This is a genomic window from Mucilaginibacter straminoryzae, assembly GCF_022953055.1.
In the GTDB taxonomy this organism is placed as follows: domain Bacteria; phylum Bacteroidota; class Bacteroidia; order Sphingobacteriales; family Sphingobacteriaceae; genus Mucilaginibacter; species Mucilaginibacter straminoryzae.
The window spans coordinates 150186-162478 of the sequence record NZ_JALJEJ010000007.1 but is presented as its reverse complement, the minus strand read 5'-3'; the positions used below and the strand labels follow the sequence as shown (position 1 = coordinate 162478).

Sequence of the window (12293 nt, the reverse complement as noted above, 5' to 3'; positions counted from 1 at the left end):
TTAATTAAGCGTTACTAACTTTAAACTTGTCCCACAAAACAGGCATCAGCGTTTTTGCCCAAAGCTTTACAAAAGCCACCGGTAAATGCTTCGGAAAATGCTGTCTGATGAAGTGCAGGTATTCGTAATAGGCCAACCCCTTAGGGCTTTTCAGGTATTTGATGCGTTCGCGGAGCGGCACACGGCCAGACCGCCAGTTGTTACCATGATCGTCTACACAATAGCCGGAAACGCCCGGCACCACAATATTTTTAAAGCCTGCTTTCTTTGCGCGTAAGGTATAGTCGAAATCGGCGATGCTGTGGGTATAGTCGCCCGATAGTATGCCGATGGTTTTAACCACCTTATCGGGCACCAGCATAATGTTGGCATTTGCCATATCACACTCCATGGCTTCCGTCTTGCTAAAAACGGAATAGTATTGCACCTTATCCTGTGCGTACAAACGCTGGCCGCCGTAAGAAATCACCTCTTTATCTTTATCCATGGTACTGCCGATCACTACCGCATCGGTACCGTTGCCATAAGCTTTTACATGGTCGAGCAAACTGGCTACCGTATGCGGTAACAGGATGGTATCGTCGTTCAGCAGCAGATAGTAGTCGAAACCCTCTTTAACGGCTGCGCCCCATGAGTTACGCATACCGCCGGCCCAAAATAAAGAGCCGCTACCGTGCAATATCTCCACATCCGGGAAGGAAAGCTTTACCGCCTCCCTTGTGCCATCTGTTGAATTATCATCTGTGTGAAAAACCTTAAACGTAATATCTGAAGGCAACTGCTGATCGTACAGCGAACGCAGGCAGGATAAAGTTTTATCCTTGCGATTAAATGTTGCCAAAAGCACTGCTATTCTCATCGTTAACCTTATTTATTATTCGTAAGCCAGTTTAAATGAATTTGCCAGTTTGAATTTCTTGATGCGTTTTCTTAACGCCCTATAATAACTTAGCAAATAATACTTGATCTTTTTAGCTAGCGGTAAGTGCGGAATGCACAATTTCTCCTCTACCAGCTTTTGGTATTTATTATTGCTTAAGCCCAGACCGTAGTTTGGCGATTTCCTGATCAGCACTTGATACAGGTCCGCCAGGCCGAAGGTCTTCTCTGAAGGCAGGTGCCATAACACCAGCGCATTATCGGCGGGGTCTACATTACGATAGAAAACCGGATTGGTCCAGATGCGTTTCATCAGGTTACGTTTTGGACTGGCGATGAAACCATTTTTATAATAGATATAACTCAACGTATGCGCCTCTTCGTTAAACTTAGGCAGGCCCGCTTCGTAGCGTCTTAGTAATTCAGGCCATAGCTCCAAAAAACTGTTGAAAATGGTCTTTACATTTTTAAGGCTTGCCAGGAAGAATTCGCCCAGGTGATACCCCGGAACTTCATTGACCTCACGGCCCAACAAGTCTGCATATAATTTGCCCATATCTTTGCGACTAAGGCCGTGGATTACCAGGTCTTCTGTACAATCGTCTTCGAAAGAAAGGAAACCTTGTTTGCGTGCTTCACTGAACAGGGCTTGTGCCGGGCGGATAAAAATGCAGTCAGAATCAACGATCAGGAAGTTATCCTCATCTTCGGTATAGTTTGTCGCGATGTACTCCAGGATAGAAAACTCGTAAAACTGGTTCTGGAACATGCCGAAATATCCTTTCGGTGTTTTGTATTTAAAATCTGTAAAAATCACTTCAACACCAAGATCGTCCAGGGTGGTTTGAACGTCGCGTCCGTCTACCGTTGGCAGCGTTTTCACATTGGTAAACAGCAGGTGTTTTTCTGCTTTATTAAATCTTTTGCTGGTTGCGTAGAACAAAATAAGGCAGCGCCAGTAAATATTCTGATGCGACTGGCTGGATGATTTCTGCCCGGTCTGCGGAAAGATACTTTCCTCGCCCTTCTCATCGGCACATAACCAAGTAGCTATATAATTCATAGGTAGATATTTTGTGAGCGTTTTTATTGCAGATAGCCGTTAGGCTGTTTATTTTTTAATAGATTTAACAAATTGTCGTTACTTTCTTCGCGTTGCTCTTCATCCTCTTCTTTCCGTTTGGTAATAGCGGGGCCGGCATCTTTCTCAATATAGTACCAACCCAGGCCCATCATTCCGTAATAAATCAGCGGGAGCACATAACTAAAGGAGAATACCATTCCGGCAACACCAAAGGCCACAAGGACAACCGATTCCTGGCTAAGCCTTTTACTGAATGCCTTGACCAGCATATAAATCGCGATAGCATATTTCAGGATCAGACCAGCAATTCCTTCGTAAAAAAGCATCTCCATATACCCTTCGTGGAAGTGCTGACCGCTTTTTGCTGGCCACCAGTCTACCAAAGGGTTAGGCATCTCAAAGCCTTCAAATGTCCAGCCAAACACCGGCCGTTGAAGCACATACTGAAAATATACCAGACGCTGCTGTGCCCTGAACTCGCCAGTACCACCCTCGCGGGTGGGGTTTAAAATCTCGCTGCCCCGCTCCTCAAAAAAGTCAATCATTTTTGGCGAAGTCGAGCTGACGATAAACCACACGCCAACCAACAGGATAAGCGCGGCCATGCTGATTTTGAACAGCTTTACAAAAGAGATATAATGGTTGCGATAAGCAGCAAACAGGAACACGATCAGCGCCACCACGCTACTTGCCCATACGGAACGGTGTTGGTGGATGAGGATCACGACCACGCAGATCGCAAACGGCACCAGGCCTTTATAATCGCGGTTGATCGAGCGCATCAGGTACCACAACATAGGGATAATCATCATGAAGATGGAACGCGCATGAATAATCCGCGAGTCGCCTGAAAACGGACCGTAATCATCCATAATCACTTCATTAAGGCTAAAGGAGAAGCCTCTGCCATAGATGATCATGAACCCGATATAAAGCCATATGTAGAATTTGGCTACGAAAGGGAGAAAGTCAAGCTGATAAGTACGGCAAAGCCATTTGATGTATACCGTAAATATCACCGGGTACAGGATGGTATACATGGTAAACTCCTGCATCACGGTGCCATATTTAATGAGCGACTCGATCACCAGACGCACCAGCATTACCAATACGGCAAATATCATGATCCGCTCGCCCCGGGTAAGATCCCTGAACTTATATAATACGAAGCCGAAGATGGCGATGCTCAGCAGTTTCTCGTACATCAGTTCGACGATGGATATAGGCATTAACAGCCAATTGAAAATACCTTCCATTGCCAGAAACGTAAATACAATTACTGCGAACTCCCACACCAGAAACTCATACCGCCATAAACGAATAACTTTATTTAACATAGCTGCTTCGTAATTAACTTTTTAACTTACAGCTTGCTGCATTACTGCAGGTTTGCTTTTCCTAAATGCTTTGGTTATGGGTTTCACTAAAAGTTTCAAACCCTTTTGCGCAAACTGCTTCATTAAAAGCAGGTTCAGAATAAAATTCAGCCCGATTACTTTTAGGCTGCGGCGGTTATCTACCCAACGGATCTTTTTCTCGTTATGGATATACATGGTACGCATAGCCGGGGTATCTTCTTTAAACACGCCACGGTAGATATCTGCTTTCTTATCCACCAAAGCCTTGTTGATATAGCCCAGGTGTTTTAAACGGTAGTTGGTGTAATACTTAACACCCCCAATTCCTTTCACGTTTGGTGAATCAATCAGTTGGTCTACAAAATAGCCTGACGGTTTATCGCGCCAAAGCATACGATCATGCCCGGCAGAATAGTTTAACCAGTAAGGCGACCCTGCGAAATGCTCACGATCTATGAAATGGAAGCGTCTGAACACATAACGGTCAACTACTTTGCTGTCCATCATTCTATCAAACTCCTTGCGGTTGACGCCTGGTTCGAGAATTTCATCGGCATCCAACCACATTACCCAGTCCGCCTTGCGTTCTTTAACGGCATCGTAAACCATGTTCTTGTCACGGCCTTCGTTGTAGCCCTCTGTCTGAAGCACCTGTACAACTTTTGGATGGCTCTTCAACACATCTAAAGTGCCATCAGTTGAGCCATTATCCAGCGCGACAATTTCGTCTGCTATATCTTGATATCTTTCAAGCCATTCATTGATAAAGAAAATGCCGTCTTTAACACGCAGCATAATTACCAGTTTAGCCATTTTTTATATGTTTTTATAAGGTGTTTGTTTCAGTTACCAATTCGTATTGCGGTTGCCTATTTTTTTTTGAAAGCTTCCCCATCATACCCGAAAGCTTCTCGCCCAGATCTTTTCTAAAGCCTTTATCAGCCACCATCACCATTACCGCGTAAGTGATTGTTCCTGCCGCACCGGTAAACAATAAACGCACCAGACTTTGGTCTGCAGCGATAAAATCTGTCGCCAATAATGCGATGCCTTTATAGGCAATCAGTGTAACAGGAACTACGATGATCCAGTGTGAAAGGCTGGTTTTAATAAGGGATTGCTGCAGATAGCCAAGTTTATAAAGCCTGTAAGAGAAATAGAAAAACTCTACAATCACGTTAAAGCTCAACATTACCGTCAGGATACCGATGATACCGAAGTGGGCGCCCATCGGATAATACAACACGCCGATACCTATCCCCTTGGCAATATTTACCATACTGTTCATTTTGATATCACCCAAGGCATAGCCCATATTTTGCATGAAGTAGCCCACCAGTTGGAAGAAGAAGTTCGCCAGCATTAAGTATAGAATGGTGTCGCCTGCGTATTTATTCTTGCCAGCCCAAACGGTTAGCAGGTCTTTATAGCAAAGCGAGAAAATCAGGATCACGAACAGCGCAGCGTAAGTGTAGTATTTAAACTGAACGTTGATTAAATCCAGGATGCCCTTTTTATCTCCCCTGCCAGAAGCATGAGAAACCACCGGCATTAGTGCTACAGAATGCCTGCCAACCATAGAATTTGTTAGTTGGACCGGGCGTTTGTTGATCTCGAAAATAGTGATCATAGAAGGTGCGATAAAGCGTGCCAAGACAATGGTATCCATACTGGCAGCCAAGCCACCTATAATGCTGGACATTGACGTGAACGAAAATATTTTGATGAACCTTTTAAAGTGTTTCCCAAGGAATACAATACGCATCTGCTCTTTCTTCATTAGTAACTTCAATGCAGAGAAGTTGTAGATGTTGATAAACAACGCCCGGCACAGGTTAGCGAATGCGATAGAAATAATGCCATAACCCATGATCAGCAAGCCCACGTTTACCACTAGGAAAAGGACATTTGCTAAGATTGCGCTCACCGCTACATGCGAAGCGTTTTGCAAGCCCTGGTTGATACCAGACACCGCAAATGAAATGAGCGACATCCCGGTGGAAATTATCGTAATAAACAGCGCGATCTGCAGATTAGGATATTGGGTCACATCCTTATTAATAATAGCGCCGATCAGGAAGTAAAATACGAAACCTGCTACAACAGCAAGCGCGAGTATACCCGTAGCGGCTATTAAACCAGATCCTATCGTTTTTTCTATTTCTTTTTTATCCTGGCGGCCATAAAGCTCGCCGATCTTTTGCTGAAGCACATCGCCTACCCCTGGGTCAATCAGCGTCATCCACGCCAGGATGTTACCTGTAGCTAACCATACACCTAAGGTAGAGGCATCAATCTTATGCAGATAAAAAGGCAGCAGTATAAGGGAATTGATAATATTGGTAATTACATACCCGTATTGAAAAATAAAATTCCATCTTAATACACGCTTATTCATTGTTAAAGGGATATTTTGCTTCTTCTGTAATTTTTAAAATCGTATCAGTTCTTATGGCTGCAACGGGCCTGGGTTTTGCCCTAATTGTTGCCTTTGCAAGGGCAACAAGAGTTTTAAGCTGAAGCGATCAGATTAACGCCGACCGCTTCAGTATAGTTCTTCCTATCCGGCAGATAAGCGTTTATGATAATTACTGTCTTCGTAAACATAACCGTAACCGTAGCCATAGCCTTTACCACCAATACCGCGTTGCGATACGCCGTTAAATACAATAGCTGCGTTGGTCAATTTATTCAGGCGATTATTTTCATCTATGCGCTCAACAAAAGTTTTAGGCGTATAGTTATGGCGTACTACGTATAAGGTAGCATCACTTAACGGCGAAATGATGTAAGCATCAGATACAGGGCCTACCGGCGCAATATCGATGATGATATAGTCGAACAACTGATCCAGGTAATTCAACAACTCAGCCGCCATACCATTCAGCATTAACTCTGAAGGGCTGTCTGGCAGGGCACCACTCGAGATGAAGTACAGGTTATCGTTAATGCCGGTTTTTCTGATAATTTCATCGGCTGTTACTTCGCCGTTCAGGTACTCAGAAATACCTTTATCTTCCAGGATGTTCAGTTTCTTGCTCAGGGTTGGTTTGTTCAAGTCAAAATCAAGCAACACAACTTTTTTACCTGTAAGTGCAAGGCTGACCGCCAAATTGGTAGACACGAAGCTTTTTCCTTCGCCAGAGATTGCAGAGGTAATCAGAATACGTTTCTTCTGACCGCCTACGCCTAAATAATTCAACGTAGTACGCAGTCTTCTAAACTGTTCTGCAATTAACGTACGCTGGCGGTTACCGATAACTACCTGTTGTTTAGAACGGTCTTTGCTGATCTCGCCGATCACAGGTAACTCGGTCAGTTCTTCAATATCTTTCTGGAACATAATCTTACCGCCGAATGATTCTTTGCTGATCACTACCGACAGACCAATGATGCCCGCCAGGAATACGCAGATCAGGTAAACCACATTACGTTTAGGGCTAACTGGTTTCTCAGATGACTCAGCACGGTCTATGATCTGGCTGCCCGGATTGTTTGACACAAAAGAAAGGGCGGTCTCTTCTTTTTTCTGTAATAAGAAGGTATAGATACCGTTTTTAATGCTTTGCTCGCGGCTGATATCTACCAACGCGCGTTCTGTTTGCGGTAATGTTTTCAGTGATGACGAATAGCTGCCTGTAGTAGCAGCCAAATTACCACGACTGGCAACCAGGCTGCGTTTCTGGTTCAGGATGTTTTCAAGAATTTGTGGACGAATTTTTTCAATTTTGTCTTTATCAGCAAGTACCAGCGGGTTATTCTCTCCTGCTGTTTTCTTCAAGCTTTCCATCTCCAGTTGCAGCTCGTACAAGGTTTTAATCATCTGGGTTAAGCCCGGATCATTTACACCTACAGTAGAGGGCACCAGGCCTTTGCTCATGTCGCGCGATTTTACATAGCTTTCTATCTGGTTCAATACAGATAACTGCATGTTCATTTCGCCCACCTTCTGGTCGTTTGTGCTAACGCTTTCCAGGTATAATTTGCCTTGCGCGCTCAGGTCGATTGCGCCGCTGTTGGCCCTAAATGCTTCCTGCTTTTTCTCTACAGCCTGCAGTTCACTTTGAACAGTGCTCAGACGGTCGTTAATAAAATGGATGGTATTTGCTGCCAATTTATTGTTCTGCTCTACCAATGACAGGTTGTAAGCGTCAATCAGGTTATTCAGTATATCTTCACCCCTTTCCGGCACTTCATCGTTGATACTCAGATCAATAATTGTTGACAATTTGCTTGCTGCATCTACCTTTAATTTTGAAGCCAGGTTATCTACAACCTTTCTTTGCGGAACCAGGTAGAAATAGAATTTCTTCCCTTGGTTAGACCCGGTATAGGCCGCATAACGCGGGTTAGGGATAAATTTCAGATTACCGTAAGGCGTTTTGACCCATTGGTTAAGCGGGTAGCTTTTACCATTAAATGTAACGCCTGTGCTGGCAAAGTTTATTTTCACTTTATCAGGCGTTGGACGGAAACCCAGTGCGCTGTCTGCAACGATGCGTACCGGTGCACTTACGTAAGCCAGTTTGTCTTTAAATTTACCTTCTTCATAAATCGGCGCGAACAGATCCAGATGCGCAACCACTTTATTCATCAGTGTTTTAGACTTTAACACCTCTAACTCATTGTCTACGCTTTTCTTTGGCGAAAGCATATCAAAGGCCTCGAGGGCTTTGGCTTCTTCAACACCTTTTTTCTCATCCTTAATCAGAATCCGTGCGTGGGATTCGTACTGTGGTGTAGCCATTTGAAGGTATAACCAACCGCCCGCTATAGACAGCGCGATCAACACCAAAAACAGCGGCCAATACGGAATCAGGCTCAGCAGGAAATCATTCGAGCTGCCCGGCTCTTTTTCTCTGGAAACTTTTCTTAACAAATTCATAGGTAGATGGAAACTAATTGAAAAACTATTTAACTAAACGGTCCACAATAATGGCCCCGAAAGAAAGTGCGCTTAATATGATCGGTAAAGTTTGTGTGGTACGGCTCGAACTGGCTACTTTAGCTTTGTTAGCTTCTACGTACACAATGTCGTTTGATTTCAGGTAGTAATACTGCGAATTGAACAGTTCGTTGCTGTTCAGGTTCAATCTTTTAATGCGTTTGATACCGTTTTCTTCGCGGATCACCAATACATTGTCCTTACGGCCGTAGATGGTGATATCACCGGCCATGCCCAGGGCTTCCAGCAGCGATATCTTTTCACTCGGAACGTTTACTACGGTGGGATGGGCAACCTCGCCTAATACGCTGACGCGGAAGTTCAACTGACGAACCATCACGATCGGGTCGACCAATAGTTTCTGATCGGTCAGCATTTTGGTCAGCTGGCTTTGAATTTGGTTAGTGGTTAATCCGTTTACTTTAATGTTTCCTAACACAGGGAAAGTGATATAACCCTCTGTATTTACCAGATAACCTGGTGACTGAACCGCATTACCGTTTAAGCCAGTTGCCGCAACATAAGAGGTGTTTGGCGTATTAAAGATTAAGGTAGCCTGCGGATTGATACTGCTGATGGTAATGCTTAAGATGTCATTCGGCTGAATGGTTGTTTTAGGAACCGATGTTTTAGCCAGGATAGATGAGTCGCGCTGGTCATTAAAATAGACCGTTTTTTCTACGTTAGCGCATGAGGTTATTAAAAAAGGTATAGTGATAATTGAGGTGATTGCAATGAGTGATCTGCGAAAGTTCATATTTATTTTAAGTTAAGTTGTCTTCTTAGTTGAATTTTATTCTTCCCGTCAACCATCAACAGCACTATAAATCCTTAGTTAATTTTATGTAGTTAGTATTATTATTTACTATTAAAGATTAAAAAGTTTTATTTTGAGAATAATAACATCGCAACGCAACTTGTGTTTTTTGAGATTATAAAACTTTTCCACTTAGGTTTACAAAAATTAAACCACAGTTAACCATGAATGTATTTTTTTAAAAAAGCAGGTATAAATACTATCAAAAACGCCACGAAATGAAGCTTTTGATAAATTTTTCATTTTCTATTATTGTTCAATAAAAAAGCCGACCAGAAATTTCAGGTCGGCTTTTGATGGTAATTGTGTCTATTTTAGTGAACCTGTTATAGACACTATATATTTATTCATACTGATTTTTGATCTCGTATCCATATTCTTTCAGTAGCTTTTCCTTACGGAAATGCTCTACGTCATTAGCCATCATATCTGCTACCAGCATAGGTAGGTCGTACTTCGGTTTCCAGCCTAATTTCTCCTGCGCCTTAGTAGGGTCACCTATTAACAGGTCTACTTCTGTCGGGCGGAAGTAGTTCGGGTCTACAGCTACCACTTCTTTACCGGTTTCTAATTGATACTCGGGGTTGCTGCAACTGATCACGTAACCTTTTTCGTCTACGCCCTTGCCTACAAACTCTACATCTATGCCTAATTCGGCAAAAGCCATTTTTACAAAATCGCGAACCGGTGTGGTTATACCTGTAGCAATAACAAAGTCTTCTGGTTTATCCTGCTGAAGGATCAGGTACATCGCCTCTACATAATCCTTCGCATGCCCCCAGTCGCGTTGTGCATCCAGGTTGCCCAGGAAAATTTTATCCTGCAGACCTAAAGCAATTTTTGCTGCGGCGCGGGTAATCTTCCTTGTCACGAAGGTCTCACCGCGTAACGGGCTTTCGTGGTTGAACAGAATACCATTACAAGCATACATATCATACGCTTCGCGGTAATTAACGGTGATCCAGTATCCGTATAATTTAGCTACTGCATAAGGCGAGCGTGGATAGAAAGGCGTAGTTTCTGATTGCGGAACGGCTTGCACCAAACCATACAGTTCTGAAGTTGACGCCTGGTAGATGCGTGTCTTCTTAGTAAGTCCTAATAACCTGACCGCTTCCAGCAATCTTAAAGTGCCAATGCCGTCTGCATTAGCGGTGTATTCCGGAGTGTCAAAGCTCACCTTTACGTGGCTCATGGCACCCAGGTTATAAATTTCGTCCGGCTGAACGTCCTGCACAATCCGGATCAGGTTCGTGCTATCGGTGAGATCGCCGTAATGAAGAATAAAATCGCGATTGGGATCATGCGGATCCTGATAGAACTGATCGATACGATCGGTATTAAACAGTGAACTTCTTCTTTTAATACCATGTACTTCATAACCTTTGGCAAGTAATAATTCGGTGAGATACGCGCCGTCCTGACCCGTGACACCAGTGAGTAGAGCTTTCTTTTTCATGAGGTGAATTTTGGTATTAGAATTACTTTTTTACCAAAATGTTTTATTTATAGAGTAATTATTTTTACTTTTAAGCCGTATTTAATTACCAATAGTTAATATTATTGGCTTTAATTACGTTTTCCCGAAGCTAATTGTAGTATTTTCCGGTCAAGAGCAAACTCACACACAGGTTAATAATCGAAACAAAAACCCACTAATGATCATTAAAAAGACCAAAAGGAGTAACTACATGTTATTATTAACGTCCCTTACAGCGCTGCTTCCATTTATCAGTTCATGCCAGAAAGAAGAACTTGCACCCGAAAGCGCCGTTGCCACCATTTCTGCAAAATCTTTAGCAGTAGAGGCGAACGCAAACACTAATGCAAGCATCATGCCAGCAGGTGTGGTATGTGAAGAATGGAGTAACGTTTCAGGAAATGATGTGGCACAGGTGCCTGTTTCTAATCCGTCTGGTTCAAAAAGCAGTATCACCACCCTTGAGAAAGCTTCAAGCAGTACGCCGAATTACGGCCGCAGGTTAAGTGCTTATATTACAGCCCCCTATACAGGTAACTACACATTTGCGGTAGCTGGTGATGATGCAGTAGATCTTTATCTTTCAACAGATACGGATCCTTCAAAAAAAGTAAAAATTGCCGGTTTACTCAGCTGGACCAATTTTCGCGAGTTTACAAAATACGCCTCTCAAAAGTCTGCTCAGATAAAACTACAAGCTGGGCAGAAATACTACATTGAGGTGTTACAAAAACAGGGCGGCGGCGACGGACACGTTTCTGTACAGTGGACCATGCCCAACAACGTGACCGAAACACCAATCGCAAGTTCGCGCTTTGCTGCTTATAGTGCACCAGCCGCTGCTCCGGCATCCTCCGCTCCTACCTATACTGCTTCAGGCGTAGTTACTTTACGTAACGTACACGACATGACCATTAGCGGCAAAGCTATTGCAGGCGGAAATCAGCCCGCCATCAGCCTGATCGACTGCTATAATATCCGCATCACCAATTGTAAGTTGTACAATTCGTCAGACGTGGGTGTTTACCTGCACAACTGCCGCAATATTACGGTTGATTATAATTTCTTTACCAATGTAAGTACCGGCGTGTATGTAGACCAGGCAGTGCAGGGTGGTATAGTTGTAAATAACAATCAGTTCCTGAACATGAAAGGACCTTTCCCCCGCGGACAGTTTGTCCAATTTAATAATGTGAACGGCTCAGGAAATTCCATCAGCTATAATAAAGGCGAGAACGTTTTTGGCGCAAGTAACCCCGAAGACGGAATCAGTTTATATCAAAGTAACGGCACCCCTTCCAGCCCGATTACCGTAAACGGCAACTGGATCAGAGGCGGCGGCCCGAGCGCCAGTGGTGGCGGCATTATGTTAGGTGATTTGGGCGGATCGAATCAGGTAGCCATGAATAACATCCTGGTTAACCCGGGGCAATACGGTATGGCTATCGCCGGTGGATCTAATAACCAATTGATCAATAATGTGATATTCGGTAAACAGCAGTATTTCACCAACGTGGGGATATATGTGAACAGTATTGGCGGCCACAAGGTATCAAACAGCAAGGTAAAGGGTAATAAAGTAAAGTTCTATAATTCTAACAATTACCTTAATCCGGTTTGGTTATCTAACAATGCCGACAAGCCTGACGGCTGGGATACTGATAACAAATGGGGCGACGGGGCCGATGCTTCTATTCTTCCTGCTTCGATTATTACTTATAAATAATCAA

9 protein-coding genes are annotated in these 12293 nt (G+C 43.5%); 1 reads left to right on the top strand and 8 read right to left on the bottom strand.

What is annotated here, in order from left to right; genetic code table 11:
• Positions 1-4: 4 nt before the first annotated feature.
• The 8 genes from MUY27_RS15035 to gmd all read right to left on the bottom strand — a co-directional run bounded on the left by MUY27_RS15035 (position 5) and on the right by gmd (position 10542).
• On the bottom strand, positions 5-859 hold the full coding sequence (locus MUY27_RS15035; RefSeq protein WP_245131228.1) for a glycosyltransferase family 2 protein: 855 nt from the start codon (positions 857-859) through the stop codon (positions 5-7).
• Positions 860-874: 15 nt separating this feature from the next.
• Positions 875-1942 carry a hypothetical protein gene (locus MUY27_RS15030; RefSeq protein ID WP_245131226.1) on the bottom strand — a complete coding sequence of 356 codons (1068 nt, stop codon included), beginning with the start codon at positions 1940-1942 and terminating at the stop codon, positions 875-877.
• Between the two features lie 23 nt (positions 1943-1965).
• Positions 1966-3300, bottom strand: a complete 1335-nt coding sequence (locus tag MUY27_RS15025) for an O-antigen ligase family protein (RefSeq protein ID WP_245131224.1) — start codon at positions 3298-3300, stop codon at positions 1966-1968.
• A gap of 21 nt (positions 3301-3321) precedes the next feature.
• Entirely contained in the window at positions 3322-4134 is an 813-nt protein-coding gene (locus tag MUY27_RS15020) for a glycosyltransferase family 2 protein (RefSeq protein WP_245131222.1), read from the bottom strand.
• Between the two features lie 13 nt (positions 4135-4147).
• Positions 4148-5719 (bottom strand): MATE family efflux transporter, encoded by a 1572-nt coding sequence (locus MUY27_RS15015; protein ID WP_245131220.1) that lies wholly within the window; start codon positions 5717-5719, stop codon positions 4148-4150.
• 162 nt (positions 5720-5881) lie between these two features.
• Positions 5882-8206 carry a GumC family protein gene (locus MUY27_RS15010; RefSeq protein WP_245131217.1) on the bottom strand — a complete coding sequence of 775 codons (2325 nt, stop codon included), beginning with the start codon at positions 8204-8206 and terminating at the stop codon, positions 5882-5884.
• 25 nt (positions 8207-8231) lie between these two features.
• Complete coding sequence (locus MUY27_RS15005; protein ID WP_245131216.1) at positions 8232-9023, bottom strand: polysaccharide biosynthesis/export family protein; 792 nt, start codon at positions 9021-9023, stop codon at positions 8232-8234.
• Between the two features lie 403 nt (positions 9024-9426).
• The gene (gmd, locus tag MUY27_RS15000) at positions 9427-10542 is read right to left on the bottom strand and encodes a GDP-mannose 4,6-dehydratase (protein ID WP_245131212.1); all 1116 of its coding nucleotides are present in this window, start codon (positions 10540-10542) and stop codon (positions 9427-9429) included.
• Between the two features lie 232 nt (positions 10543-10774).
• Here gmd and MUY27_RS14995 point away from each other — a divergent pair, with 232 nt between their 5' ends.
• Positions 10775-12289 (top strand): PA14 domain-containing protein, encoded by a 1515-nt coding sequence (locus MUY27_RS14995; protein ID WP_245131209.1) that lies wholly within the window; start codon positions 10775-10777, stop codon positions 12287-12289.
• The last annotated feature ends 4 nt before the right edge of the window (positions 12290-12293 follow it).